At 70.9% G+C, this 25,178-nt stretch carries 25 protein-coding genes; 22 read left to right on the top strand and 3 right to left on the bottom strand.

The window, feature by feature from the left end:
- Positions 1–3 precede the first annotated feature (3 nt).
- The 7 genes from mqnC to ACIRR8_RS17280 all read left to right on the top strand — a co-directional run bounded on the left by mqnC (position 4) and on the right by ACIRR8_RS17280 (position 6,972).
- Complete coding sequence (gene mqnC / locus ACIRR8_RS17310) at positions 4–1,203, top strand: cyclic dehypoxanthinyl futalosine synthase (protein ID WP_387923231.1); 1,200 nt, start codon at positions 4–6, stop codon at positions 1,201–1,203.
- Positions 1,204–1,210: 7 nt separating this feature from the next.
- Positions 1,211–1,921, top strand: a complete 711-nt coding sequence (locus tag ACIRR8_RS17305) for an imidazolonepropionase-like domain-containing protein (RefSeq protein WP_404064964.1) — start codon at positions 1,211–1,213, stop codon at positions 1,919–1,921.
- Positions 1,922–2,471: 550 nt separating this feature from the next.
- Positions 2,472–3,344, top strand: a complete 873-nt coding sequence (locus ACIRR8_RS17300; protein ID WP_404064961.1) for an ABC transporter permease — start codon at positions 2,472–2,474, stop codon at positions 3,342–3,344.
- Between the two features lie 52 nt (positions 3,345–3,396).
- Positions 3,397–4,449, top strand: a complete 1,053-nt coding sequence (locus ACIRR8_RS17295) for an ABC transporter substrate-binding protein (RefSeq protein ID WP_404064959.1) — start codon at positions 3,397–3,399, stop codon at positions 4,447–4,449.
- On the top strand, positions 4,433–5,269 hold the full coding sequence (locus ACIRR8_RS17290) for an ABC transporter ATP-binding protein (protein WP_404064957.1): 837 nt from the start codon (positions 4,433–4,435) through the stop codon (positions 5,267–5,269). Before ACIRR8_RS17295 ends, ACIRR8_RS17290 begins: the two co-directional genes overlap by 17 nt.
- Positions 5,270–5,322: 53 nt before the next feature.
- Complete coding sequence (locus ACIRR8_RS17285; RefSeq protein ID WP_404064954.1) at positions 5,323–6,249, top strand: TauD/TfdA dioxygenase family protein; 927 nt, start codon at positions 5,323–5,325, stop codon at positions 6,247–6,249.
- 30 nt (positions 6,250–6,279) lie between these two features.
- Positions 6,280–6,972: a demethylmenaquinone methyltransferase gene (locus ACIRR8_RS17280; RefSeq protein WP_404064951.1), complete on the top strand. Its 693-nt coding sequence runs from the start codon at positions 6,280–6,282 to the stop codon at positions 6,970–6,972.
- A gap of 15 nt (positions 6,973–6,987) precedes the next feature.
- On the opposite strand, the gene ACIRR8_RS17275 is transcribed toward ACIRR8_RS17280, so the two are convergent.
- On the bottom strand, positions 6,988–7,539 hold the full coding sequence (locus tag ACIRR8_RS17275; RefSeq protein ID WP_404064949.1) for a GNAT family N-acetyltransferase: 552 nt from the start codon (positions 7,537–7,539) through the stop codon (positions 6,988–6,990).
- Between the two features lie 97 nt (positions 7,540–7,636).
- Between ACIRR8_RS17275 and ACIRR8_RS17270 the strand changes: the two genes are divergently transcribed.
- Entirely contained in the window at positions 7,637–8,920 is a 1,284-nt protein-coding gene (locus tag ACIRR8_RS17270; protein WP_404064946.1) for a geranylgeranyl reductase family protein, read from the top strand.
- Positions 8,921–8,937: 17 nt separating this feature from the next.
- On the opposite strand, the gene ACIRR8_RS17265 is transcribed toward ACIRR8_RS17270, so the two are convergent.
- A complete protein-coding gene (locus tag ACIRR8_RS17265; RefSeq protein ID WP_404065524.1) occupies positions 8,938–9,537 on the bottom strand; it encodes a CGNR zinc finger domain-containing protein in 600 nt (199 codons plus the stop codon).
- Between the two features lie 140 nt (positions 9,538–9,677).
- On the opposite strand from ACIRR8_RS17265, the gene ACIRR8_RS17260 reads away from it, so the two are divergent.
- The 3 genes from ACIRR8_RS17260 (at position 9,678) to ACIRR8_RS17250 (ending at position 12,413) form a co-directional block, all read left to right on the top strand.
- Positions 9,678–10,415 (top strand): metallophosphoesterase, encoded by a 738-nt coding sequence (locus tag ACIRR8_RS17260; RefSeq protein WP_404064943.1) that lies wholly within the window; start codon positions 9,678–9,680, stop codon positions 10,413–10,415.
- Positions 10,416–10,654: 239 nt separating this feature from the next.
- Positions 10,655–10,882: a hypothetical protein gene (locus ACIRR8_RS17255; protein WP_404064940.1), complete on the top strand. Its 228-nt coding sequence runs from the start codon at positions 10,655–10,657 to the stop codon at positions 10,880–10,882.
- Positions 10,883–11,231: 349 nt separating this feature from the next.
- Entirely contained in the window at positions 11,232–12,413 is a 1,182-nt protein-coding gene (locus ACIRR8_RS17250; RefSeq protein ID WP_404064937.1) for a Cmx/CmrA family chloramphenicol efflux MFS transporter, read from the top strand.
- A 100-nt stretch (positions 12,414–12,513) separates the two neighbouring features.
- Here the strand turns inward: ACIRR8_RS17250 and ACIRR8_RS17245 are convergent, their stop codons facing one another.
- Positions 12,514–13,374: a C40 family peptidase gene (locus ACIRR8_RS17245; protein WP_404064934.1), complete on the bottom strand. Its 861-nt coding sequence runs from the start codon at positions 13,372–13,374 to the stop codon at positions 12,514–12,516.
- A gap of 760 nt (positions 13,375–14,134) precedes the next feature.
- On the opposite strand from ACIRR8_RS17245, the gene ACIRR8_RS17240 reads away from it, so the two are divergent.
- The 11 genes from ACIRR8_RS17240 to nuoK are packed head-to-tail and all read left to right on the top strand — an operon-like array spanning position 14,135 to position 25,169.
- Positions 14,135–14,494: an NADH-quinone oxidoreductase subunit A gene (locus ACIRR8_RS17240; RefSeq protein ID WP_404064931.1), complete on the top strand. Its 360-nt coding sequence runs from the start codon at positions 14,135–14,137 to the stop codon at positions 14,492–14,494.
- A 17-nt stretch (positions 14,495–14,511) separates the two neighbouring features.
- Positions 14,512–15,066: an NADH-quinone oxidoreductase subunit B family protein gene (locus ACIRR8_RS17235; protein ID WP_018490715.1), complete on the top strand. Its 555-nt coding sequence runs from the start codon at positions 14,512–14,514 to the stop codon at positions 15,064–15,066.
- Positions 15,063–15,788 (top strand): NADH-quinone oxidoreductase subunit C, encoded by a 726-nt coding sequence (locus ACIRR8_RS17230; RefSeq protein WP_404064928.1) that lies wholly within the window; start codon positions 15,063–15,065, stop codon positions 15,786–15,788. Before ACIRR8_RS17235 ends, ACIRR8_RS17230 begins: the two co-directional genes overlap by 4 nt.
- Entirely contained in the window at positions 15,788–17,164 is a 1,377-nt protein-coding gene (locus tag ACIRR8_RS17225) for an NADH-quinone oxidoreductase subunit D (RefSeq protein WP_404064926.1), read from the top strand. Before ACIRR8_RS17230 ends, ACIRR8_RS17225 begins: the two co-directional genes overlap by 1 nt.
- A gap of 26 nt (positions 17,165–17,190) precedes the next feature.
- Positions 17,191–18,060 carry an NADH-quinone oxidoreductase subunit NuoE gene (gene nuoE / locus ACIRR8_RS17220; RefSeq protein WP_404065521.1) on the top strand — a complete coding sequence of 290 codons (870 nt, stop codon included), beginning with the start codon at positions 17,191–17,193 and terminating at the stop codon, positions 18,058–18,060.
- Entirely contained in the window at positions 18,057–19,439 is a 1,383-nt protein-coding gene (gene nuoF, locus ACIRR8_RS17215) for an NADH-quinone oxidoreductase subunit NuoF (RefSeq protein ID WP_404064924.1), read from the top strand. Before nuoE ends, nuoF begins: the two co-directional genes overlap by 4 nt.
- On the top strand, positions 19,436–21,946 hold the full coding sequence (locus ACIRR8_RS17210) for an NADH-quinone oxidoreductase subunit G (protein WP_404064921.1): 2,511 nt from the start codon (positions 19,436–19,438) through the stop codon (positions 21,944–21,946). The genes nuoF and ACIRR8_RS17210 overlap by 4 nt, the downstream gene beginning before the upstream one ends.
- Positions 21,946–23,346, top strand: a complete 1,401-nt coding sequence (gene nuoH, locus ACIRR8_RS17205) for an NADH-quinone oxidoreductase subunit NuoH (RefSeq protein ID WP_404064919.1) — start codon at positions 21,946–21,948, stop codon at positions 23,344–23,346. The genes ACIRR8_RS17210 and nuoH overlap by 1 nt, the downstream gene beginning before the upstream one ends.
- Positions 23,339–24,007 carry an NADH-quinone oxidoreductase subunit NuoI gene (gene nuoI / locus ACIRR8_RS17200; RefSeq protein ID WP_404064917.1) on the top strand — a complete coding sequence of 223 codons (669 nt, stop codon included), beginning with the start codon at positions 23,339–23,341 and terminating at the stop codon, positions 24,005–24,007. Before nuoH ends, nuoI begins: the two co-directional genes overlap by 8 nt.
- Complete coding sequence (locus ACIRR8_RS17195) at positions 24,004–24,873, top strand: NADH-quinone oxidoreductase subunit J (protein WP_404064915.1); 870 nt, start codon at positions 24,004–24,006, stop codon at positions 24,871–24,873. Before nuoI ends, ACIRR8_RS17195 begins: the two co-directional genes overlap by 4 nt.
- Positions 24,870–25,169 (top strand): NADH-quinone oxidoreductase subunit NuoK, encoded by a 300-nt coding sequence (nuoK, locus tag ACIRR8_RS17190; protein WP_031127582.1) that lies wholly within the window; start codon positions 24,870–24,872, stop codon positions 25,167–25,169. The genes ACIRR8_RS17195 and nuoK overlap by 4 nt, the downstream gene beginning before the upstream one ends.
- The last annotated feature ends 9 nt before the right edge of the window (positions 25,170–25,178 follow it).

The raw sequence follows: 25,178 nt of genomic DNA, 5'->3' as shown, positions 1-25,178 counted from the left end.
CCGGTGACCGAGAAGGCCGATCTCCAGCCCGTCCTCGACCGAGCCGCCGAGGGCGGTCGGATCACTCCGGAGGAGGCGCTGGACCTCTACCGCTCGGCGCCGCTGCACGCGCTGGGCGCGGCCGCCGACGCCGTGCGCCGTCGCCGTTACGCCGGTACGGAGCACATCGCGACGTACATCATCGAGCGCAACATCAACTACACCAACGTCTGTGTGACGGCCTGCAAGTTCTGCGCCTTCTACGCGCCGCCGAAGGACAAGGCCAAGGGCTGGACCCGGGACATCGAGGACATCCTGCGCCGCTGCGCGGAGACCGTCGAGCTGGGCGGCACCCAGATCATGTTCCAGGGCGGCCACCACCCGGACTTCGGCGTCGAGTACTACGAGGAGCACTTCTCCGCGATCAAGAAGGCGTTCCCGCAGCTGGTGATCCACTCCCTCGGTGCCTCCGAGATCGAGCACATGGCCCGGATCTCCAAGGTCTCCGCCGAGGAGGCCATCAGCCGGATCCACGCCGCCGGCCTCGACTCCTTCGCCGGCGCGGGCGCCGAGCTGCTGCCCGCCCGGCCGCGTACCGCCATCGCGCCGCTCAAGGAGTCCGGTGAGCGGTGGCTGGAGATCATGGAGATCGCCCACGGCCTCGGCGTCGAGTCGACCTCCACCATGCTGATGGGCACCGGCGAGACCAACGCCGAGCGGATCGAGCACCTGCGGATGATCCGGGACGTCCAGGACCGTACGGGCGGCTTCCGCGCCTTCATCCCGTACACCTACCAGCCGGAGAACAACAAGCTGAAGGGCCGCACGCAGGCCACGCTCTTCGAGTACCTGCGGATGATCTCCATCGCCCGGCTCTTCCTCGACAACGTGGCCCATATCCAGGGCTCCTGGCTGACCACCGGCAAGGAGGTCGGCCAGCTGTCGCTGCACTACGGCGCCGACGACCTCGGCTCGATCATGCTGGAGGAGAACGTGGTCTCCTCGGCCGGCGCCAAGCACCGGTCCAACCGGCTGGAGATCATCGACCTGATCCGCAAGGCGGACCGGGTCCCCGCCCAGCGCGCCACCACGTACGAGCACCTCGTCGTGCACGACGACCCGGCGAACGACCCGGTCGACGAGCGCGTGGTCTCGCACATCTCCTCCACCGCGATCGCGGGCGGCACGGCCCACCCGGAGCTGAAGCTCCTCAACGCCAACTGACCTATCCATGCTGACGATTCACGCCGCGCCGCTGGTCCTTCCGGTCGGCGCGGCGGCCGTTGTGGAGGGCGCGGTGGCCGTGGACGGCGACCGGATCGCCGCCATCGGCCCGTACGAGGAGGTCGTCGCCGCGCACCCGGCGGCCCGGATCCGCCGCTGGCCCGGCCTCCTCACGCCCGGACTCCGCCAGGACCGGGCCCGCGAGCTGCTCACCCGTTGCTACCACCCGGACCCGCGCGAGGCCGACGAGCTGGGCGAACTGCCGCTGTGCGGCGAGGAGTTCGAGCGGCTCGCGGCGACGATGGACGCGGCCCGGCGGGCGGGCAGCGTACGGCGCGGACTCCAGCGGATGCTGCGGCACGGGACCACGCAGGTGGTGGGGCCGTTCGGGGCGGAGGATCCGGCGCTGCGGACGGCGCTCGCCCGGTCCGGGCTCGTGCAGACCCCAGGGCAGCCGGTCCAGAGCCCGGGGCATCCGGTCCAGATCCAAGGACGGCCGGTCCAGGGCCCAGGGCGGCCGGGAGACGGCCTGCCGGACCTGGATCCCTTCGCGGCCGGCGGTGACCTGGCCGCCACCGCCCACGGCCCGCTGACCGTGGGCGGCCGCGCGGACCTCGCCGTCTTCGACGTGGCCGACGAGGCGGCGCTGCGCGCGGGCGGGGCTCGGCGCTGCGTGGCGACGGTGCTCGCGGGGCGGCTCGTGCACCGCGCCCGCTGAGCCGCTTCCGTACAAGGGCCGCGAGGGGTCACGAGGGGCCATGAGGGCTTACGGCACCTTCGGCCCGCCCGGACAGCGCCCCCTGGCGTCGTACGGCCAGGCGTTGGCCACGCACCCCTTCCGCCCGTCGATCTGCTGCATCATCGCGGGCAAGCTCCTTACAGCACACCGGTGTCCGGGGCCGCTTCGCGAGCCCGGCCGGTGGGACGGAACGTCTCACTCCGCGGTACGAACCTGGTGGAGCGCGGAGCGCCTGTGCTAGAACAACTGCCGTGACAGTCGATCGTTTTCTGGTGGAGTGCCTCCACATCGATCTCTGCCGTGTGTCCAGCGCTTCCTGTTGTTGAAGCCCTGCTCGCGGCATCCTCAGTGATGCCCTGACACGTTGACATGGTGACGCGCTGACGTTCTCGCGCTCGCTCCCCTCCTGTGTGCACACCCGTCGGCCGGCCTTTCGGCGGGCCCACTCTCCTTGCCTCCCGGCGGTCACCCGCGCCCGGCTTGTCGCCAAGCCCGTTGGTCTGCCCTGCCCTTGTCCCCGGAGCCCTCCATGACCACGCCCACTTCCGTACGGAAACGGGCCGCCGACGCCCCCGCCCCTGCCCCGGCGCCCGCCGGAAGCCGGCGGCCGGAGCGCGGTGCGCGCCTGCGCCGCGTCGGGCTCCGCCTCGTCGCCCTCGCCGCGCTCCTCGCGCTCTGGCAGCTGGTGATCGTGCTCCAGCTCTGGTCACCGGTGCTGGTCCCCTCGCCCGCCGCCGTGTGGCGTGCGCTGCTGGAGACCTCCGGTACGCACGACGGCGTGCGCGGCTACCAGGGCCACACCCTGATCGAGCACCTCGGCATCAGCCTGCGCCGCATCTTCATCGGAGCCGGTGCGGGCGTGGTCGCGGGACTCGCCGTCGGTGTGCTGATGGGGACGCTGCCGTGGGTACGGGTGGTGCTGGAGCCCGCCGTGGCGTTCCTGCGCACCCTGCCGCCGCTCGCCTACTTCAGCCTGCTGATCATCTGGTTCGGCATCGACGAGGCGCCCAAGCTCTGGCTCCTCGCCATCGCCGCCATGCCGCCGGTCGCCGTGGCCACCGCCTCCGCCGTGGCGTCCGCCCCGACCGCGCTGGTCGAGGCGGCCCGGGCGATCGGGGCCAGGCGCGGGCAGGTCGTGACGTCGGTCGTGCTGCCCTCCGCGCTGCCCGAGATCCTCGTCGGCGTCCGCCTCGCCTTCGGCATCGCGTACTCCTCGGTGGTCGCCGCCGAGACGGTCAACGGGCTGCCGGGCATCGGCGGCCTGATCCGGGACGCCCAGCGCTACAACCAGTCGGACACGGTCGTCCTCGGCCTCTTCGCCATCGGCATCTCCGGCCTGCTCATCGACGCCGGGCTGCGGGTGCTGTCGGACCGGCTCGCCCCGTGGCGACGCCATGCGTAGGCCCCCACGCTCTCCCTTCCCTCTCATCCCCTCCCGTACGAAGGAAACACACATGGCCGGAACACGCGGTTGGCTCCGCCTCTCCTCGATCGCCGCGGCACTCGGAGCCCTGCTGGTGGTGACGGCCTGCGGTGAGGGCGGTTCCGGCGACGAGGGCAAGGCCGGCGGCAAGACGATACGCATCGCCTACCAGGCCTTTCCCAGCGGCGACCTGATCGTCAAGGAGAAGGGCTGGCTGGAGAAGGCGCTGCCGGGCTACGACATCAAGTGGACGAAGTTCGACTCGGGCGCCAGCATCAACACCGCCTTCGTGGCCGGTTCCGTGGACCTCGCGGCCATCGGCTCCAGCCCGGTCGCCCGAGGGCTCTCCGAGCCGCTGAACATCCCGTACGAGGTCACCTGGGTGCTCGACGTGGCCGGGGAGAACGAGGCGCTCGTCGCCCGTAACGGCTCCAAGGTCTCCTCCGTCAAGGACCTGGAGGGCAAGAAGGTCGCCACCCCGTTCAGCTCCACCTCGCACTACAGCCTGCTCGCCGCGCTCGACCAGGCCGGGGTGGACGCGTCGAAGGTGCAGCTGCTCGACCTGGAGCCGCAGGACATCCTGGCCGCCTGGACACGCGGCGACATCGACGCCACGTACGTCTGGCTGCCGACGCTGGAGGAGCTGAAGAAGACCGGCAAGGTGCTGGTCTCCAGCCGTGAACTGGCCGCCGCCGGCAAGCCGACCCTCGACCTCGGTGTCGCCTCCACCGGCTTCCTCAAGGCCCACCCCGACGTACTGCCCGCCTGGCGCACGGCACAGGCGCAGGCGCTCGACCTGATCCACGACGACCCGGACGCGGCCTCCGCCGCCGTCGGCAAACAGCTCGGCATCAGCCCGGCCGAGGCGGGCGCCCAGCTCCAGCAGGGCATCTTCCTCAAGCCGGCCGAACAGGCCGACGCCAAGTGGCTCGGCACGCCCGGCAAGGTCGGCGGTCTCGCGGACAACCTGCACAGCGCGGCGCAGTTCCTGGTCGACCAGAAGCAGATCGACGCGGCGCCCAACCTGGAGAAGCTGCGGAAGTCCATCCACGTGGAAGGGCTCACCGATGCCGTCTCTCCCTGACACGGACCAGGCTCCGGACGCCGCGAAGGTTCCCCGGGAACGCGATGCCGCCGCCGTCGTCTCCGTACGCGGCGTCGAGCACAGCTACGGCGGCAGCCGGGGCACGGACGGCGTGACGGCTCTCGGGCCGGTCTCCCTGGAGATCCCGGCCGGGGAGTTCCTGGTCCTCGTCGGCCCCTCCGGCTGCGGCAAGAGCACCCTCCTCCGCCTCATCGCGGGCTTCGAGCGGGCCTCCTCGGGCGAGGTCGAGGTGTTCGGCGAGCAGCCCGAGCCCGGCAACCAGACGGGCATCGTCTTCCAGCAGCCCCGCCTCTTCCCCTGGCGCACGGTCGGCGACAACGTCGGCCTGGCGCTGAAGTACGCGGGTGTGCCCCGGGCCGAACGGGCCGAGCGCACGGCAGAGTTGCTGGAGCGCGTGGGCCTCGCCGACACCGCCGGCCGCCGCATCTGGCAGATCTCCGGCGGCCAGCAGCAGCGGGTGGCCATCGCCCGCGCGCTGGCGGGCGGCAAGCGGCTGCTGCTGCTCGACGAACCGTTCGCCGCGCTCGACGCGCTGACCCGGGAGCGGCTCCAGGAGGACCTGCGCACGGTCTCCGCCGAGACCGGGACCACATCCGTCTTCGTCACCCACAGCGTGGACGAGGCGGTCTTCCTCGGCACCCGCACGGTCGTGCTCAGCGCACGGCCGGGCCGGGTCGCGCTGGACATCCCGATCGGCCTGCCGCGCACCGGCACGGGCCCCGACGAGCTGCGCGGGCTGCCGCAGTACGCCGCGCTGCGCGCCGAGATCGGTACGGCGGTACGCGACGCGGCCCGCTGACGTACCGACGTACCGCACCTCCGTACCGACGTACCGCACCTCCTGGAGGAACCATGACCACCACCACCGCACCCCCCGCCCTCCGCGACCACCGCATCCCCGCCGGCGGCCTCTACGAGGGTCCGCGCACCCTGCGCCGCGTCCCGGAGGGCTGGACGGACCGGCCGTACGAGCTCTTCGAGCTGGTGCCGCGCGGCCCGGTCATCGGCGCGGAGATCCACGGCGTCGACCTGTCCCGGCCGCTCGGCCCCGGGCTGAGGGGAGAGCTGGACCGGGCGCTGCTGGAGTGGAAGGTGCTGTTCTTCCGGGAGCAGCACCTCACCTCCCACCAGCAGCGGGCCTTCGCCGGGCACTGGGGCGAGCTGGAGACCAACCCGCTGCTCGCCACCGGCGACGACCCGGAGGTGGCCCGCCTGGACCGCTCGGCCGTCCCCACCTTCGAGAACGTCTGGCACGCCGACGTCACCTTCCGCGAGCGCCCGGCGCTCGGCGCGGTCCTCCAGCTCCGCGAGGTGCCGCCGGTGGGCGGGGACACGATGTGGGCGGACATGGCGGCGGCGTACGACAACCTGCCCGAGGAGGTGAAGGAGCGCATCGAGGGGGCGCGGGCGGTGCACGACTTCATCCCCGGGTTCTCCCGGTTCTACCCGCCGGAGCGGCTGGCTCCGCACCAGGACCGGTTCCCGCCGGTCGAGCACCCGGTGGTGCGGCGCCACCCGGTGACCGGCCGCCGGACGATCTTCGTGAACGCGTCCTTCACCACCCGGATCGTGGGGTTCGCGCAGGAGGAGAGCGACCGGCTGCTGCGGCTGCTGTTCCAGCAGGCGCACGCGCCGGAGTTCCAGGTCCGGTACAGCTGGCGGGCGGGCGATGTCGCGTTCTGGGACAACCGGGCCACCCAGCACTACGCCGTCAACGACTACGCCCCGCACCGCCGGGTCGCGGAGCGCGTGGCGATCGCGGGCGACCGCCCTCACTGATCCCGGAGGCGCGGCTGCTTGAATGGAGAGGTGACCCGAGCCTCCCTGGACAAGCAGCCGCACGAAGTCGCCTCGATGTTCGACGGAGTGGCGGCCAACTACGACCTGACCAACGACGTGATCTCGCTGGGCCAGGCCCGGCAGTGGCGCAAGGCGGTCGCGGCGGCGGTCGACGCCCGCCCCGCGCAGAAGATCCTCGACCTGGCGGCCGGCACCGCGACCTCCTCGCAGCCCTTCGCGCAGGCCGGCGCCTACGTCGTGCCCTGCGACTTCTCGCTCGGCATGCTGGAGGTCGGCAAGCGCCGCCACCCGTGGATGCCGTTCACGGCCGGTGACGGGATGAAGCTGCCGTTCAAGGACGAGGTCTTCGACACCGTCACGATCTCCTTCGGGCTGCGCAACATCCACGACACCGAGACGGCGCTGCGCGAGCTGTACCGGGTGACGAAGCCGGGCGGCCGGGTCGTGATCTGCGAGTTCTCGCAGCCGACCTGGGCCCCGTTCCGCACGGTCTACACCGAGTACCTGATGCGCGCGCTGCCGCCGACGGCCCGCGCGGTCTCCTCCAACCCGGACGCGTACGTCTATCTCGCCGAGTCCATCCGCGCCTGGCCCGACCAGCCCGGCCTCGCCGCACTCCTTCAGAAGGCGGGCTGGTCGAAGGTGGCGTGGCGCAACCTCACCGGCGGCGTGGTGGCCCTGCACCGGGCCACCCGCGCCTGAGCCGTCAAAACCGCTTCACAGCTCCAGCCGGTAGCAGCGCGCCTCCTGTCCGGGGCGCGGGGTGGTGAAGGTCTCCGCGAGCCGCATCCCGAGCCGTTCCGCCACCGCGATGGACCGGGCGTTACGGGAGTCGATCATCGCGACGACGTCCGGCACCCCGGCCGCCCGCAGCCGCTCCAGCGTGGTGCGGGCGGCGACGGTGGCGTAACCGCGGCCCCAGGCCGTACGTGCCAGCCGCCAGCCGATCTCGATGGCGCCGACCGGCCCGTAGTGGGAGTGCGGCCACGGCTGCGCGCCGGTGAAGCCGAGCACGGTGCCGTCCTCGTCGGTGACGGTCCACAGGCAGTAGCCGAGCTCCGCGTCATGGCGGCGCTGACGGGCGGTGAGCTCCTCGTACACGGAGAAGTCCGCTCTGCGGCCGCCGAAGAACTCCATCACCTCGGGGTCGTCGAAGACCCGGTGCCAGATCAGCGCGTCCTCGTCGGTCGGGACGCGCAGGCGTACGGCGGGGGCCGGAGCCGGGGACGGAGTCGGAGCGGTGGGCGGCGGAACAGGTGCTATCGACATGAGGGAGCCCTTCGGAGGGTTGTTCAGCAGGCCCCCATAGACTGCACGGGACATGTGCCGCGCGGCACGCGAATTCGAGTCTTCGGGAGATCCGACCGTGACCGAGCCCCTCTCCGAGCACAGCGCGGACGTCATCGTCGTCGGAGCGGGCCCAGCCGGCTCCACGACCGCGTACTACCTCGCCAAGGCCGGACTCGACGTCCTGCTGCTGGAAAAGACGGCGTTCCCGCGCGAGAAGGTGTGCGGCGACGGCCTCACGCCGCGCGCCACGAAACAGCTCGTCTCCATGGGGATCGACATCTCCGAGGAGGCCGGCTGGCTGCGCAACAAGGGCCTGCGCATCATCGGCGGCGGCGTCCGGCTCCAGCTGGACTGGCCGGAACTCGCCTCCTACCCGGACTACGGACTGGTCCGCAAGCGCGACGACTTCGACGAGCAGCTGGCCCGCCAGGCGCAGAAGGCCGGCGCCCGGCTGTACGAGCGCTGCAACGTCGGCGCCCCGATCCGCGACGAGCGCACCGGCCGCATCACCGGCGTCGAGGCGAAGGTCGGCGAGGAGAAGACCCCGCTCACCTTCCACGCCCCGCTGGTGGTCGCCGCCGACGGCAACTCCACGCGCCTCTCCCTGGCGATGGGCCTGCACCGCCGCGAGGACCGCCCGATGGGCGTGGCCGTCCGTACGTACTTCACCTCGCCCCGCCACGACGACGACTACCTGGAGTCCTGGCTGGAGCTGTGGGACCGCCGCGGCGCCGAGGACCGGCTGCTCCCCGGCTACGGCTGGATCTTCGGCATGGGCGACGGCACCTCCAACGTGGGCCTCGGCATCCTCAACTCCTCCTCCGCCTTCAAGGAGCTGGACTGGCGCGAGGTGCTCAAGGCCTGGTGCGCCTCGATGCCCGAGGAGTGGGGCTACACCCCGGAGAACATGACGATGCCCATCCGGGGCGCCGCCCTCCCGATGGCCTTCAACCGCCAGCCGCACTACACCAAGGGCCTCCTCCTCGTCGGCGACGCGGGCGGCATGGTCAACCCGTTCAACGGCGAAGGCATCGCGTACGCCATGGAGTCCGGCCAGATCGCGGCCGACGTCATCGTCCAGGCGCACGCCCGCGCCACCCCGGCCCAGCGCGAACTGGCCCTGAACAACTACCCGAAGGTGCTCAAGGAGACCTACGGCGGCTACTACACGATGGGCCGCGCCTTCGTGAAGCTCATCGGCAACCCGAAGGTCATGAAGGTCGCCACGCAGCGCGGCCTGACCCACCCGCTGCTGATGAAGTTCACGCTGAAGATGCTGGCCAACCTGACCGACCCACAGGGCGGCGACGCGATGGACCGCATCATCAACGGGCTGTCGAAGGTGGCCCCGAAGGCCTGAGGCCCACGGCTCACCACTTACGGCTCACAGTGCGGCGGCGGGCTCCCGCCCGTCGTCGCGCCCCGCGTGCGCTCGTAGTGGCGGGCCACCCGGGCCCGGTTGCCGCAGGACGGCTTGCACCACTCCTGGCGGCCGTGGCTCTTGATGAAGTACCGGACGCAGCGCGGCGCGTGGCAGGCCCGTAGCTGTTCGCGCTCCGGACCGCTCAGGAAGTCCACGGCATCGCGCGCGAGCGCCGCGACCAGCCGTACGCGCGGATCGTCCTCGGCCGACGACAGCCGGGCCGTGGGGGCCTCTTCGGCGGGCCACTCCAGCTGCGGGGCGACGAGTTCCTGGGCGGCGGCCGCGTTGAGGCGCTCCAGTGCCTCGTCGGCCGGCATCAGGCGGTGGGCGTCCGCCGGGCTGGGCGCGGCCGGGCTGACCACCCGCGCGAACAGGGCCCGCACGGCCCGCCGTACGTCGACGACCCGCTCCCGGAGCTCCTCGTCGGCGACGAGCTCCCCGGCGCCCGGCAGCCCGGTCTGCTGCTGGATCCACCGCGTCGTCCCCCGGACCGTCTCCAGGTCGTCGGCGACGCCACCGTCCCCGTCGTGGCGGATGGTGCTCGCCAGCTCCATGACGGGCCGCTGTGTCACCGCCCTCGCCCCCTTCGCCGCCCTCGGCCGGTCGTCCACGGCCTCTTGAACTCTGTCCGCTCCCCACCCTAGAGTCCTAACGGCAAAGTTGATAGCTAACATTAGGCACGGGATGGTCCGACATGTTGCTCGCTCAGATCAGCGATCTGCACCTGGACGGCAGTGAACGCGCGACCCGCAGGGCGACCCGCGTCATGGAGTACCTGCGGGCCCTGCCCCGCCCGGTCGACGCCCTGCTGGTCACCGGAGACATCGCCGACCACGCGACGGAGGCGGAGTACGAGGAGGCGGCCCGCATCCTGACCGCGCCCTTCCCCGTCCTGGCCTGCCCCGGCAACCACGACGCGCGCCCCGCCTACCGCAAGGCGTTCCTCGGCGAGGCGCCGGCCGCCACGCCCGTCAACCGGGTCCACCACATCGCCGGAACCGCGATCCTCATGTGCGACTCCACCATCCCCGGCCGCGACGAGGGCCGCCTCGACGCGGAGACCCTCGGCTGGATCGACACCACCCTCGGCGCGCTCCCGGACGGCGGCCCCGCGCTGATCGCCTTCCACCAGCCGCCCGTCGAGCTCCACCACCCGCTGCCCGACGCCGGGCGGCTGGAGGAGCCGGAGCGCCTCGCCGCCCTCCTGGACGCCCACCCGCGGGTCGTCGCCGTCCTCACCGGACACGCCCACACGGCCGCCGCCTCCACCTTCGCCGACCGTCCGCTCATCGTCGGGCCCGCCGTGACGTGGACCCTGCGCATGCCCTGGGAGGGGGACCGGCCGGCCGACCGCGACCAGCCCCCGGGCCTCGCGTTCCACGTCCTGGGCGAGGACCGGCGCCTGACGACGCACTTCCGCGTGGTGCTCTGAGCCCCGGCCGGGCCCGGGCGGGGGCCTAATCCCCGACTCTCCACGTGATCGTGTGCGATGATTTGCGCGCCACCCCCGGTCATCGGCAGCCCCGGACCGGCTGGTGTCCCGCCCTCGCCCTGAGCTGCGGCACGCGGCGCGTACGACGCTCTTCCCCGCCCCACGTGACATCGAACGCAGATGGACGGGGTAAGGGGGACAAGCCGATACAGCGCTGCTCGACCCAAGGACAGACAGCCATGACGACCGCCTCCCTGCCCCGGAAGTCCGCACGCCCGGAACCGGGCGCCAAGGCCATCACCCCGCCCCAGCACCACGGCCTCTTCCTGGAGCCCCTCTTCGCCGTGAGCCTGACCTCCTCCGACGAGGACGAAGAGGAGCTGGACGCCGCGTACGACGCGCTGCCCGTGCCCACCACCTCCGCGCGCGAGCCGGAGCGGGGAAACCGCCGCCAGCGCCGCCGCTGACGGGCAGGTAGTCTCCCCTCCATGAGCAGCCCCGAGTCCGACAGACTCCGCCCACCGGTGCGCCGGTGGGCGAACTGCCGCTGAGCGTCGCCGGATGACCTCACGGGTCACCGGCCGCCCTCGCCACGGCACCACCCCCGCCGGATCACCGCGGGGACGGGCCGTTCCCACCCCGCGTACGCGCTGACGCACCGCGCCGTACGCCGGGTTCGTGCCCCGGGCCGCCGAGACCGGGCCCGGGCACTCCTCCGCGTCGCCCCGCCGGTCCTCCGGCGGCCCCGCGCGGCCCGCATCCCCCGCACCTCGGTTCGTCTGTCCACCGACGCTTCCGTCAAGGGGTCTGCCACCCATGCCACTTCCCATCGCTGTCTACGTCCTCGGGCTCGCGGTCTTCGCCCAGGGCACCTCCGAGTTCATGCTCTCCGGGCTCGTCTCGTCCATCGCCGCCGACCTCGGTGTCTCTCTCGCCGCCGCCGGCCTCCTCACCTCCGCCTTCGCCGTCGGCATGGTCCTCGGCGCGCCCGTCATGGCCCTGTTCAGCCGCGCCTGGCCCCGGCGGCGCGCCCTGCTGTTCTTCCTCGCGGTGTTCGTCGCCGCCCACATCGCGGGTGCCCTGACCCCGAGTTACGGAGTCCTCCTCGCCACCCGGTTCGTCGGAGCCCTCGCCAACGCGGGCTTCTGGGCGGTCGCCCTCACCGCGGCGGTGTCGATGGTCCCCGCCCGGCTGAAGGGCCGGGCCACCGCCGTGGTGGTCGGCGGGGTGACGATCGCCTGCGTCGTCGGCGTACCGGCCGGAGCGGTGCTGGGGGAGCGGTGGGGGTGGCGGGCGGCGTTCTGGGCGGTCGCGCTGGTCTCGCTGCCGGCGTTCGTCGCGATCCTGCGGTCGATTCCGGGCGGCGTACGGGGTGACCGGGGCCCCGCGTCCGTACCCGTGCGGGACGAACTCCGCGTCCTCACCGGCTCCCGCCTCCGCCCCACCCTGCTCACGATGGCCCTGGTCCAGGGCGCCACCTTCTGCGCGTTCTCCTACCTGGAACCGCTCCTCACCCGCACGGCCGGCCTCGGCGCCGCCTGGGTCCCCGCCGCGCTCGCGCTCTTCGGGGCGGGGGCGTTCCTCGGCGTCACCGTGGTGGGGCGGTACGCCGAGCGGCGGCCCACGGCCTTCCTCACGTACGGCCTGGTCGCCCTGGCCCTCGGCTGGAGCACCCTGGCCCTGACGGCGGGCCGTCCGGCCGCCGTCCTCGTCCTGATCCCGCTGCTCGGCCTGCTCGCCTTCGGTACGGGCACGACCCTGATCACCCGGCTCCTCGCACTGGCCGCCGGAGCCCCGACGCTCGCGGGGGCCTCGGCCACGAGCGTGTTCAACCTGGGGGCGGCGGTGGGCCCGTGGGCGGGCGGCCTGGCTCTGGACGCGGGGCTCGGCCACCGGGCGCCGGTCTGGGTCAGCGCCGCGCTGGTGGGGGTGGCCCTGGTGGTGGCGGGGGCGCGGCGGGCGGCCGTCGCGATGTCCCGCGTACGGGTGACGGGATGACACCCATGCGGCGCGACCACGGCTGAGGGCCGCCACTCCCGAGCGGGGGAGTGGCGGCCCTCAGCCGTGCGCGATCCGGTGTACCCGGACCGCTTGTGAATCAGAGAACGCGGACCGCGCCGGAGGGCCGGTCGTAGTCCATGGAGCGCTGCACCGTACCGGTGCTGGAGTTCTGCGCGCCGACGAACTGGCCGTCGCCCACGTAGATCGCGACGTGGTACGCGCTGCCCGCGCCGCCCCAGTACAGGATGTCGCCCGGCTGGAGGTTGTCCAGGGAGACCTGGGTGCCGGCGGTCGACTGGGACTGCGAGACACGCGGGAGGTCGATGCCCACCGTGCGGTACGCGGCCTGGACCAGGCCCGAGCAGTCCCACGCGTTGGGGCCGGTGCCGCCGGAGACGTACGCGTCGCCGACCTGGGCCTTGGCGAACGCGACGATGGCCGCCGCGGAGCCCGTGGCGTTCGACGAGGAGGACGGGGCGGACGAGGGGGCCGACGCGGAGGCCGAGCTGCCCGAGGAGGAGCTGGAGGGGGCGCTGAGTGTCGTGCGCTCGGCGGTGCGGGAGGCGCGCTCGGCCCGCTCCTTGGCCTCTGCCTCGGCGCGGGCCTTGGCGGCGGCTTCGGCCTTCTTCTTGGCCTCTGCCTCGCGGACGGCCTCGGCCTTGGCCTTCTTGGCCTTCTTCGCGGCGCTCTCGGCCGCGGCGTCCTCCTGGGCCTGCGCCTCCAGGTCGAGGGCGACCTGCTGCGTGGCCTGAGCGGAAGCGGCGACGGCCGTGGAGAGCCCGGAGGTGATGGTGGGCATCTCGATCGTCTGGGTCACCGGTTCGGCCTGGGCCGGACCCGCGGCACCCGCGACCGCGATGGTGCTGAGGACGCCACCGGCAACTCCGGCTCGCAGCGCCGACTTCGAGGCGCGCTGGCGGGGCTTCCGGTGGCTGGGTATGTGAGCGGTGTGGGACATGGGTACTAGCGCTATCAGGGCTGTAGGGGTCCCATCAAGAAACGTGTGTTGCGACACAGTTACGTTCGGAATCTTCGAATCCGCTTTCCGTACGCCTTTATTGACGCCGTAACGGGCAAAACGGGCATGGGTGATCAGGGTCGTGATCTCAGCCTTTCGATAATACGCCCGAATTGCCCGCCGCTTACCATCCGTTCACACCGATGGCCAAGCCCGGTTCTCCCGCCTGGCAGACCGGGTGGTGCAGGTCACAGCGTGGGGAGCCGGCGACAGGCAACCCTCGCGCACGCGACCGAGTGGTCGCTCGCGCGTGAGCCGGGGAAGCTCACGCGCGAGCCCGGGAACTTCGTGAACGCGTGCACGCACCCTCCTCGGTCGATGCCCGCCCTCGCGCGGGGGAGGGCGGGCGGCGCCCTTATCACTCCGTTGCCGTCCATCGCCAATTTGCTTGTAATGGCTGTCCATTGATACCGCCGCACGTCTTTGACCAGCGGTAACGCCGCTGAATGTCACGTCTCGTGATCACTTCACCGCTTCGCGTACGAAGATCACCGCTCATACGACTTCATGATCCTTCGTCAGGTGGTGGAGATCACAAAGACGGTGACGTACCCCGTGTCGCAGATCACAGGGCGACGGGCATAGGATGCGGGGCAGTCGGGCTTGTGAACTGCCTCACATGTGCACGATCTTGGTGAGGTGGCGAGCCGGTTGCCCGATGCGGTCCAACGGTCAAGGACGACTGGAAGGAGCGAGGAGCGTGAATGCCTACGCGCCCATCCTCGTGCTCGGCGCCCTCGGGGCAGGGTTTGCGATCTTCTCCGTGGTCATGGCCACGCTTATCGGCCCCAAGCGGTACAACCGGGCAAAGCTCGAAGCGTACGAGTGCGGTATCGAACCCACGCCGACACCGGCCGGAGGCGGCCGCTTCCCCATCAAGTACTACCTGACGGCGATGCTTTTCATCGTCTTCGACATCGAGATCATCTTCCTCTATCCCTGGGCGGTCTCCTTCGACGCCCTGGGGATCTTCGGGCTCGTGGAGATGCTGCTCTTCGTGCTCACCGTCTTCGTCGCCTATGCGTATGTCTGGCGTCGCGGCGGCCTGGAATGGGACTGAGGGGCTGAGGGGCACATATGGGACTCGAAGAGAAGCTGCCTAGCGGCTTTGTGCTGACAACGGTCGAGCAGGCCGCCGGCTGGGTGCGGAAGTCCTCCGTCTTCCCGGCCACGTTCGGCCTCGCCTGCTGCGCCATCGAGATGATGACGACCGGCGCGGGCCGCTACGACCTGGCCCGGTTCGGGATGGAGGTCTTCCGCGGATCGCCGCGCCAGGCGGACCTGATGATCGTCGCGGGGCGGGTGAGCCAGAAGATGGCGCCTGTCCTGCGCCAGGTCTACGACCAGATGCCGAACCCCAAGTGGGTCATCTCCATGGGGGTTTGCGCATCATCAGGCGGAATGTTCAACAATTACGCCATTGTGCAAGGTGTTGACCACATCGTCCCGGTCGATATCTATCTGCCGGGATGCCCGCCGCGTCCCGAAATGCTGCTGGACGCCATCCTGAAGCTCCACCAGAAGATCCAGGACGGCAAGCTCGGGGTCAACGCGGAGGAAGCCGCCCGTGAGGCGGAGGAAGCGGCCCTCAAGGCGCTGCCCCTGATCGAGATGAAGGGGCTCCTGCGGTGAGCGACGACACCCACGGCGAGGAGCGGAACGGCAGCTCCGTACCCGCCCCGCGCGACACCGGCGGCGAGGTCATCCGCGTACGCAAGGGGATGTTCGGCGCCAACAACGGCGGCGACACCTCCGGTTACGGCGGCCTCATCCGCACGATCACCCTGCCGGGAGCCTCCTCCCGGCCGTACGGCGGGTGGTTCGACGAGGTGGCCGACGAGCTCGAAGGGGCCCTGGAGGAGCAGGACCTGCTCCCCGGGAACGCCATCGAGCGCACCGTCGTCGACCGCGACGAGCTGACCTTCCACATCGCCCGCGAGCACCTGGTCCAGGTCGCCCGCACCCTGCGCGACGATGCCGCCCTGCGCTTCGAGCTCTGTACGGGCGTCAGCGGCGTCCACTTCCTCGGGGACAAGGGCCGCGAGCTGCACGCCGTCTACCACCTGCGGTCCCTCACCCACGGCCGGATCATCCGGCTGGAGGTCTCCGCCCCGGACAGCGACCCGCACATCCCGTCCCTCGTCGAGGTCTACCCGACCAACGACTGGCACGAGCGCGAGGCGTACGACTTCTTCGGCATCGTCTTCGACGGGCACCCGGCCCTGACCCGGATCATGATGCCGGACGACTGGCAGGGCTTCCCGCAGCGCAAGGACTACCCGCTCGGCGGCATCGCCGTCGAGTACAAGGGCGCCCAGATCCCGGCTCCGGACCAGCGGAGGTCGTACTCCTGATGACCACTCCCCACGCCCACCCGTCTCCCGGCCACCACCCCTCGTCGGGTCCCTCCGGGACGCCCCTCTCGGATGCCCGCGCCACGACCGAGGGGACTGTATATACAGTCACCGGCGGCGACTGGGACGAGGTCGTCGAATCCGCCGCCAAGTCCGACGACGAGCGCATCATCGTCAACATGGGCCCCCAGCACCCGTCCACGCACGGCGTGCTGCGGCTGATCCTGGAGATCGACGGCGAGACCGTCACCGAAGCCCGCTGCGGCATCGGCTACCTCCACACCGGCATCGAGAAGAACCTCGAATTCCGCAGCTGGACCCAGGGCACCACGTTCGTCACGCGCATGGACTACCTGACGCCGTTCTTCAACGAGACGGCGTACTGCCTGGGCGTCGAGAAGCTCCTCGGTATCGAGGACCAGATCCCCGACCGGGCCACGGTCCTGCGCGTGCTCCTGATGGAGCTCAACCGGATCTCCTCGCATCTGGTCTGCATCGCCACCGGCGGTATGGAGCTGGGCGCGACCACGATCATGATCTACGGCTTCCGCGACCGTGAACTGGTCCTCGACCTCTTCGAGCTGATCACCGGCCTCCGGATGAACCACGCGTTCGTCCGACCCGGCGGCCTCGCCCAGGACCTGCCCCCGGGCGCGGTCGACGCGCTGCGCGAGTTCATCAAGACCATGAAGAAGAACCTGCCGGAGTACGACAAGCTCGCCACCGGCAACCCCATCTTCAAGGCCCGCATGAAGGACGTCGGCTACCTCGACCTCACCGGCTGCATGGCGCTCGGCGCCACCGGCCCGGTCCTGCGCTCCGCCGGGCTCCCGCACGACCTGCGCAAGAGCGACCCCTACTGCGGCTACGAGACCTACGACTTCGAGGTGCCGACCACCGACACCTGCGACTCCTACGGACGCTTCCTGATCCGCATGGACGAGATGCGCGAGTCGCTCCGGATCATCGAGCAGTGCCTGGAGCGTCTGGAGCCGGGCCCGGTCATGGTCGCGGACAAGAAGATCGCCTGGCCCGCTCAGCTCGCCCTCGGTCCGGACGGACTCGGCAACTCGCTCGACCACATCAGGAACATCATGGGCACCTCCATGGAAGCCCTCATCCACCACTTCAAGCTGGTGACCGAAGGCTTCCGGGTCCCCGCCGGGCAGGCGTACACCGCCGTCGAGTCCCCCAAGGGCGAACTCGGCGTGCACGTCGTCTCCGACGGTGGAACCCGCCCCTACCGGGTCCACTTCCGCGACCCGTCCTTCACCAATCTGCAAGCCATGGCGGCGATGTGCGAAGGCGGCCAGGTCGCCGACGTGATCGTCGCCGTCGCGTCCATCGACCCCGTGATGGGAGGCGTCGACCGGTGACCGCAAACCAAGAGGTCAGTCTGGGGATGCCGCAGCTCCCCGCCCCCGCCTACCCGGCCGACGTGCGCGCCCGGCTCGACGCGGACGCGAAGGAGGTGATCGCCCGCTACCCGGGGAGCCGCTCCGCACTGCTGCCGCTGCTCCACCTCGTCCAGTCCGAGGAGGGATACGTCTCCCGTACGGGGATGGCCTTCTGCGCCGAGACCCTCGGCCTCACCACCGCCGAGGTCACGGCCGTCGCCACCTTCTACTCCATGTACCGCCGCAAGCCCAGCGGTGATTACCAGGTAGGGGTCTGCACCAACACCCTGTGCGCGGTCATGGGCGGCGACGCCATCTTCGACACGCTCAAGGAGCACCTCGGCGTCGGCAACAACGAGACGACCGAGGACGGCAAGGTCACCCTCGAACACATCGAGTGCAACGCGGCCTGCGACTTCGCACCCGTCGTGATGGTGAACTGGGAGTTCTTCGACAACCAGACGCCCGAGAGCGCCACGCAGCTCGTCGACGACCTGATCGCCGGGCGGACCGTCGAGCCCACCCGGGGCGCCCCGCTCTGCTCGTACAAGGAGACCGCCCGCATCCTGGCCGGCTTCCCCGACGAGCGCCCCGGTGCCGTCGAGGCCACCGGCGGCGCCGGCCCGGCCTCCCTGATCGGGCTCAAGCTCGCCAGGGGCGAGGCCCTGCCGAAGGCCCGGGTCGTCGCCCCGCGCGACGGACAGCCTGGGGGCGGGCAGCGCGAGGACGCACCGTCGCAGGACGGGCAGCCGCACGACGCACAGGTCCATGATCCGTCGCCGACCGAGCGCCTCAGCTCGCACGACGCACCGCAGCAGACCTCGGCCTCCGACCCGGAGCACCCGGCCGGGCCCGCAGCCGAGGAGGGGGAGTGATGACCTTGGCCGCCGAGATCGACCACAACGGGACGAGCCCCGAGAAGCTGCTCGCACCCGTCCTCTCCTCCTTCTGGGACCAGCCCGAGTCCTGGACCCTGGAGACCTACCGCCGCCACGAGGGGTACGAGGGGCTGCGCAAGGCCCTGGCCATGGACCCCGACGACCTCATCGCGTACGTCAAGGACTCCGGTCTGCGCGGACGAGGCGGCGCCGGCTTCCCCACCGGGATGAAGTGGCAGTTCATCCCGCAGGGCGATGGAAAACCGCACTATCTAGTTGTCAACGCCGACGAGTCGGAGCCGGGGACCTGTAAGGACATCCCGCTCCTCTTCGCGAACCCGCATAGCCTCATCGAGGGCATCGTGATCGCCTGTTACGCGATCCGTTCGTCGCACGCGTTCATCTACCTGCGCGGTGAGGTCGTCCCCGTGCTGCGACGACTGCACGAGGCCGTACGAGAGGCGTACGAGGCGGGTTATCTAGGGACGAACGTCCTGGGCTCAGGGCTCGATCTGGAACTCACGGTGCACGCAGGTGCCGGCGCGTACATCTGTGGTGAGGAAACCGCGCTGCTCGACTCTCTCGAAGGACGGCGTGGCCAGCCCCGGCTGCGACCTCCCTTCCCCGCGGTCGCCGGTCTGTACGCCTGCCCCACTGTGGTGAACAACGTCGAGTCCATCGCCTCGGTTCCCGCGATCCTGAACCGGGGCAAGGACTGGTTCAAGTCGATGGGCAGCGAGAAGTCCCCGGGCTTCACGCTCTACTCGCTCAGCGGCCATGCCGCCAGCCCCGGCCAGTACGAGGCCCCGCTCGGCATCACGCTCCGTCAGCTCCTCGACATGAGCGGCGGGATGCGGGCCGGTCACCGCCTCAAGTTCTGGACCCCCGGCGGCTCCTCCACCCCGATGTTCACCGACGAGCACCTCGACGTCCCCCTCGACTACGAGGGCGTCGGCGCCGCCGGGTCCATGCTCGGCACCAAGGCGCTCCAGTGCTTCGACGAGACGACCTGCGTGGTGCGGGCCGTCACCCGCTGGACCGAGTTCTACGCCCACGAGTCCTGCGGAAAGTGCACGCCGTGCCGCGAAGGGACCTACTGGCTGGTCCAGTTGCTCCGCGACATCGAGGCGGGCAAGGGCCAGATGGCCGACCTGGACAAGCTGAACGACATCGCCGACAACATCAACGGCAAGTCGTTCTGCGCGCTCGGCGACGGCGCCGCCTCACCGATCTTCTCCTCGCTCAAGTACTTCCGCGAGGAGTACGAACAGCACATCACGGGCCAGGGCTGCCCCTTCGACCCGGCGAAATCCACGGCCTGGGCCGACGACAAGAACACCGACGGCAAGAACGCTCACCGGGGGGTGAACGCATGACAGTCACCACGAGTGCGCCCTCCGGGGGCGGCGAGGCGGCCATCCCGCCCGAGGACCTGGTCACGCTGACCATCGACGGCATCGAGATCAGCGTCCCCAAGGGGACCCTGGTCATCCGCGCCGCCGAACTCCTCGGCATCGAGATCCCGCGCTTCTGCGACCATCCACTCCTCGACCCGGCCGGCGCCTGCCGGCAGTGCATCGTCGAGGTGGAGGGCCAGCGCAAGCCGATGGCCTCCTGCACCATCACCTGCACCGACGGCATGGTCGTCAAGTCGCAGATCACCTCCCCTGTCGCCGAGAAGGCGCAGAAGGGCGTGATGGAGCTGCTGCTGATCAACCATCCGCTGGACTGCCCGGTCTGCGACAAGGGCGGCGAGTGCCCGTTGCAGAACCAGGCGATGTCGCACGGCGACGCCGACTCCCGCTTCGACGGCAAGAAGCGGACCTTCGAGAAGCCCGTCCCGATCTCCACCCAGGTGCTGCTGGACCGCGAGCGGTGCGTGCTCTGCGCGCGCTGCACCCGGTTCTCCAACCAGGTGGCGGGCGACCCGATGATCGAGCTGATCGAGCGCGGCGCCCTCCAGCAGGTCGGCACCGGCGAGGGCGACCCCTTCGAGTCGTACTTCTCCGGCAACACCATCCAGATCTGCCCGGTCGGCGCGCTGACCTCGGCGGCGTACCGCTTCCGCTCCCGCCCCTTCGACCTGGTCTCCACCCCCTCGGTGTGCGAGCAGTGCTCCGGCGGCTGCGGGATGCGCACCGACCACCGGCGCGGCAAGGTCATGCGGCGCCTCGCGGCCAACGAGCCCGAGGTCAACGAGGAGTGGATCTGCGACAAGGGGAGGTTCGGCTTCCGCTACGCCCAGCAGCGCGACCGCCTCACCACCCCGCTGGTCCGCAACGCCGACGGCGTCCTGGAGCCGGCGAGCTGGCCCGAGGCGCTGGAGGTCGCGGCGGCCGGACTCCTCGCCGCCCGGGGCCGTACCGGCGTCCTGACCGGCGGCCGGCTGACCGTCGAGGACTCCTACGCGTACAGCAAGTTCGCCCGGGTCGCCCTCGACACCAACGACATCGACTTCCGCTCCCGGGTCCACAGCGCCGAGGAGGCCGACTTCCTGGCCGCCCGCGTCGCCGGACGCGGCCGGGACCTGGACGGCGAGGGCGTCACGTACACCGCGCTGGAGAAGGCCCCCGCGGTCCTGCTCGTCGGGTTCGAGTCCGAGGAGGAGGCCCCCGGCGTCTTCCTCCGGCTCCGCAAGGCCCACCGCAAGAGCGGCCAGCGGACCTTCGCCCTCGCCTCGCACGCCACGCGCGGCCTGGTGAAGGCGGGCGGCACGCTGCTGCCCGCCGCCCCCGGCACCGAGACCGAGTGGCTGGACGCGCTCGCGGGCGGGGTCGGCCTGGAGGCCGAAGGGGCTGCCGCCGCCGAGGCGTTGCGCGGTGAGCACTCGCTGATCATCGTCGGCGAGCGGCTCGCGGGTGTGCCCGGCGCACTTTCCGCTGCTATTCGTACCGCCACCGCGACCGGCGCACGCCTGGTGTGGATTCCGCGCCGGGCGGGCGACCGGGGCGCGGTGGAGGCGGGCGCGCTCCCCACCCTGCTCCCCGGCGGCCGCCCGGCCACCGACCCGCGGGCCCGGGACGAGGTGGCCGCCGTCTGGCGCGTCGCCGAACTGCCCACCCGCCACGGCCGTGACACCGGCCAGATCATCGAGGCCGCGGCCACCGGCGAGCTGGGCGCGCTGCTCGTCGCCGGTGTCGGCGTGGAGGACCTGCCGGACCCGGCGCGGGCGCTGAAGGCCCTGGACGAGGTCGGGTTCCTGGTCTCGCTGGAGCTGCGGCCGAGCGAGGTGACCGCCCGGGCCGACGTGGTCTTCCCGGTCGCCGCCGTCGCGGAGAAGTCCGGCACCTTCCTCAACTGGGAGGGCCGGGTCCGGATGTTCCAGGCGGCGCTGAAGCCGGAGCAGATGCCCCGTACGCTCTCGCCGGTCGACTCCCGTGTCCTGCACATGCTGGCCGACGCCATGGACGTGCACTTCGCGCTGCCGGACCTGACCGCCGCCCGCCGCGAGCTGGACCGGCTCGGCGGCTGGGAGGGCGGCCACGCGGACGACCCGCGCGAACCGGCGCAGCCGCTGCCCCGGCCCGGCGACGGCGAGGCGGTCCTCGCGGGCCACCGGATGCTGCTCGACCTCGGCCGGCTCCAGGAGGGCGACACCGCGCTCGCCGGAACCCGGCACGCGGTACTCGCCCGGCTCTCCGCCACCACCGCTGCCGAGTCCGGCGTCAAGGACGGCGACCTGCTCGCCGTCACCGGCCCCACCGGCACCGTCGAACTCCCGCTCCAGGTCACCGACATGCCGGACCGCGTGGTCTGGGTGCCGCTGAACTCGGTGGGACGCGGCATCCCCGCCGACACCGGCGCCAACTCCGGTGGCCTGGTCCGGATCGGCCCCGCCGCCGTACCGGGCGCTCCCGTAGAACCGTCGGAGGTACGAGCGTGATGGGCCTCACCGCACTCACCACGGCGCCCGAGCGCGCCGTCATCGCCGCCGAGGACCTCTCGATGTTCGGCACCGACCCCTGGTGGCTGGTGCTGGTCAAGGCGGTCTTCTGCTTCGCGTTCCTGATGCTGATCGTGCTCTTCTCCATCGTGTGGGAGCGCAAGGTCGTCGCCTGGATGCAGCTGCGCATCGGCCCCAACCGGCACGGCCCCTGGGGGCTGCTCCAGTCGCTCGCCGACGGCGTCAAGCTGATGCTGAAGGAAGACGTCATCGTCAAGCGGGCGGACAAGGCGGTCTACGTCCTCGCGCCGATCCTCGCGGCGATCCCCGCCTTCATGGCGGTCGCGGTCATCCCGTTCGGCCCGGCGGGCAACGAGGTCTCGATCTTCGGCACCCGTACGACGATGCAGCTCACCGACCTGCCGATCGCCGCGCTGTACATCCTCGCGGTCGGCGCGGTCGGCGTGTACGGATTCGTCCTCGGCGGCTGGTCCTCCGGCTCGACGTACCCGCTGCTCGGCGGGATCCGTTCGTGCGCCCAGATGATTTCGTACGAGATCGCCATGGGCGCCGCGTTCGCCTCGGTCTTCCTCTACTCCGGGTCGATGTCGACCTCGACGATCGTGGAGGCGCAGGGCGACCGGTGGTACATCATCCTGCTGCCGATGTCCTTCCTCATCTACATGGTGACGATGGTCGGGGAGGCCAGCCGGGCCCCGTTCGACATGCCGGAGTCCGAAGGCGACCTGGTCGGCGGCTTCAACACCGAGTACAGCTCCATCAAGTTCGCGATGTTCATGCTCGCCGAGTACATCCACATGGTGACCGTGTCGATGATCGCGGTGACGCTGTTCCTCGGCGGCTGGCGGGCCCCGTACCCGATCTCCGCGTTCTGGGAGGGGGCGAACCACGGCTGGTGGCCGATGCTCTGGTTCTTCCTGAAGCTCCAGGCGCTGATCTTCTTCTTCATCTGGCTGCGCGGCACGCTGCCACGCGTCCGCTACGACCAGCTGATGAAGCTCGGCTGGAAGGTCCTGATCCCGGTCTCGGTCGGCTGGCTGATGCTCGTCGCCACCGTCCGCGCGCTGCGGAACGAGGGCTACGACTTCTCCCGGATCGTGCTGTACGTCGGCGGGACGGTGCTCGCCATCCTGCTGATCTCCCTGGTCGTGGACATGTTCCGGGACCGCAGGGTCAGGGCCCAGGAGGCGGAGGCCGGACCGGAGCCCGCGTTCGACCCGATGGCGGGCGGGTTCCCGGTGCCACCGCTGCCCGGCCAGACCCTGCCGCCGGTGCCCAGGCGCGTACCGAGGCGCGAGCGGGAGCTCGTTGTCAGTGGTGGGCCCGATACTCAGAGTGACGGAAACGCGAGTGACGGAAAGGAGGCCGGCGGTGTCTGAGAAACCAGAGCTCACGGGCTCATCGGGATCCGCTGGGTCCTCGGGCGAATCGGGAGCGGCGGGGGAGAAGTTCCAGAACCCCGTGGCCGGCTTCGGCGTGACCTTCAAGGCCATGTTCAAGAAGCGGCTGACCGAGCAGTATCCCGAGACGCCGAAGGTGACGGCACCCCGCTTCCACGGCCGCCACCAGCTCAACCGCCACCCGGACGGCCTGGAGAAGTGCGTCGGCTGCGAGCTGTGCGCCTGGGCGTGTCCGGCGGACGCCATCTACGTGGAGGGCGCGGACAACACCGAGGAGGAGCGCTACTCCCCGGGCGAGCGCTACGGCCGCGTCTACCAGATCAACTACGCGCGCTGCATCCTCTGCGGACTCTGCATCGAGGCCTGCCCCACCCGGGCGCTGACGATGACGAACGAGTTCGAGCTCGCCAACACCACCCGCGAGAGCCTCATCTACACCAAGGACGAGCTGCTCGCGGGGCTGGAGGAAGGCATGGTCGACAGCCCGCACGCGATCTTCCCGGGCATGGACGAACAGGACTACTACCGGGGCCTGGTCACCGAGGCCGCTCCCGGCACGGTGGTGCAGCCGGCGCTCTCCAAGGGCGAGCAGAAGTCCGACGAGTCCGCCGCTCAGCAGGGCAAGGGGGCCGGAGCATGAACGTGATCGCCGCGGCCTCCACCACCTCGACCGGTGAGGCCGTCCAGTTCTGGATCCTGGGCACCGTCGCCGTGATCGGCGCGCTGGCCACGATCCTGCTGAAGAAGTCCGTGCACAGCGCGCTGGCACTCGCCGGGACGATGGTCGTCCTGGCCGTCTTCTACCTCGCCAACGGCGCCTATTTCCTCGGCATCGTCCAGATCATCGTCTACACCGGCGCGATCATGATGCTGTTCCTCTTCGTCGTCATGCTCGTCGGCGTCACCGCGGCGGACTCCCTCAAGGAGACCCTCAAGGGCCAGCGCTGGCTGGCTCTCGGCTGCGGGCTCGGCTTCGGCATCCTGCTGATCGCGGGCATCGGCAACGCGTCGCTGTCCACCTTCAACGGGCTCGGCGCCGCCAACGCCCTGCACGGCGGAAACGTGGAGGGCCTCGCCAACCTCATCTTCACCAAGTACGTCTTCGCCTTCGAGATCACCGGCGCCCTGCTGATCACCGCGACCGTCGGAGCGATGGTGCTCACGCACCGCGAGCGCACCGAACGGGCCAAGACCCAGCGGGAGATGGCCGAGCAGCGGGTGCGCGAGGGCAAGCACCTCCCGCCGCTGCCCGCCCCCGGTGTCTACGCCCGGCACAACGCGGTGGACATCGCCGGCCTGCTGCCCGACGGCACCCCGTCCGACCTCACCGTCATGAAGACGCTGCGCGACCGGGGCCAGATCCGCGATGTCTCCCAGGAGGCCCTCGCCGATCTCAAGGCCCTGGAGCAGCGCTCCGGCGAGCGGCTCGGACGTGAGGACGCGGACGCCGTGGCACGCGGGGCGAACCCCGCCTCCGCGGCGGAGAATTCGGAGGCCGCCAAGTGAACCCGGTCAACTATCTCTACCTCGCGGCCCTGCTGTTCGCGATCGGCGCCTCCGGGGTGCTGATCCGGCGGAACGTGATCGTGCTCTTCATGTGCATCGAGCTGATGCTCAACGCGTGCAACCTGGCGCTCGTCACGTTCTCCCGGATGCACGGAAACCTCGACGGACAGATCGTCGCCTTCTTCGTGATGGTCGTCGCCGCCGCGGAAGTCGTCGTCGGGCTCGCGATCATCGTGTCGTTGTTCCGCTCCCGCCACTCGGCCTCGGTCGACGACGCCAGCCTGATGAAGCTGTAAGGGGACCGG

Source organism: Streptomyces sp. NPDC101178, from assembly GCF_044767965.1.
Taxonomy (GTDB): Bacteria; Actinomycetota; Actinomycetes; order Streptomycetales; family Streptomycetaceae; genus Streptomyces.
This window is presented reverse-complemented; position numbering and strand designations above follow the sequence as displayed.

What these genes read in the sequence shown, in the direction of transcription:
- ACIRR8_RS17260 (WP_404064943.1), top strand. Translation starts at nt 9,678, where the DNA reads ATGTTGCTCGCTCAGATCAGCGATCTGCACCTGGACGGCAGTGAACGC.
- ACIRR8_RS17295 (WP_404064959.1), top strand. Translation starts at nt 3,397, where the DNA reads ATGGCCGGAACACGCGGTTGGCTCCGCCTCTCCTCGATCGCCGCGGCA.
- nuoH (WP_404064919.1), top strand. Translation starts at nt 21,946, where the DNA reads ATGGGCCTCACCGCACTCACCACGGCGCCCGAGCGCGCCGTCATCGCC.
- ACIRR8_RS17235 (WP_018490715.1), top strand. Translation starts at nt 14,512, where the DNA reads ATGGGACTCGAAGAGAAGCTGCCTAGCGGCTTTGTGCTGACAACGGTC.
- ACIRR8_RS17250 (WP_404064937.1), top strand. Translation starts at nt 11,232, where the DNA reads ATGCCACTTCCCATCGCTGTCTACGTCCTCGGGCTCGCGGTCTTCGCC.
- ACIRR8_RS17285 (WP_404064954.1), top strand. Translation starts at nt 5,323, where the DNA reads ATGACCACCACCACCGCACCCCCCGCCCTCCGCGACCACCGCATCCCC.
- ACIRR8_RS17195 (WP_404064915.1), top strand. Translation starts at nt 24,004, where the DNA reads ATGAACGTGATCGCCGCGGCCTCCACCACCTCGACCGGTGAGGCCGTC.
- ACIRR8_RS17255 (WP_404064940.1), top strand. Translation starts at nt 10,655, where the DNA reads ATGACGACCGCCTCCCTGCCCCGGAAGTCCGCACGCCCGGAACCGGGC.
- ACIRR8_RS17265 (WP_404065524.1), bottom strand. Translation starts at nt 9,537, where the DNA reads ATGGAGCTGGCGAGCACCATCCGCCACGACGGGGACGGTGGCGTCGCC.
- ACIRR8_RS17305 (WP_404064964.1), top strand. Translation starts at nt 1,211, where the DNA reads ATGCTGACGATTCACGCCGCGCCGCTGGTCCTTCCGGTCGGCGCGGCG.
- ACIRR8_RS17300 (WP_404064961.1), top strand. Translation starts at nt 2,472, where the DNA reads ATGACCACGCCCACTTCCGTACGGAAACGGGCCGCCGACGCCCCCGCC.
- ACIRR8_RS17210 (WP_404064921.1), top strand. Translation starts at nt 19,436, where the DNA reads ATGACAGTCACCACGAGTGCGCCCTCCGGGGGCGGCGAGGCGGCCATC.
- ACIRR8_RS17245 (WP_404064934.1), bottom strand. Translation starts at nt 13,374, where the DNA reads ATGTCCCACACCGCTCACATACCCAGCCACCGGAAGCCCCGCCAGCGC.
- ACIRR8_RS17225 (WP_404064926.1), top strand. Translation starts at nt 15,788, where the DNA reads ATGACCACTCCCCACGCCCACCCGTCTCCCGGCCACCACCCCTCGTCG.
- ACIRR8_RS17275 (WP_404064949.1), bottom strand. Translation starts at nt 7,539, where the DNA reads ATGTCGATAGCACCTGTTCCGCCGCCCACCGCTCCGACTCCGTCCCCG.
- ACIRR8_RS17290 (WP_404064957.1), top strand. Translation starts at nt 4,433, where the DNA reads ATGCCGTCTCTCCCTGACACGGACCAGGCTCCGGACGCCGCGAAGGTT.
- nuoE (WP_404065521.1), top strand. Translation starts at nt 17,191, where the DNA reads ATGCCGCAGCTCCCCGCCCCCGCCTACCCGGCCGACGTGCGCGCCCGG.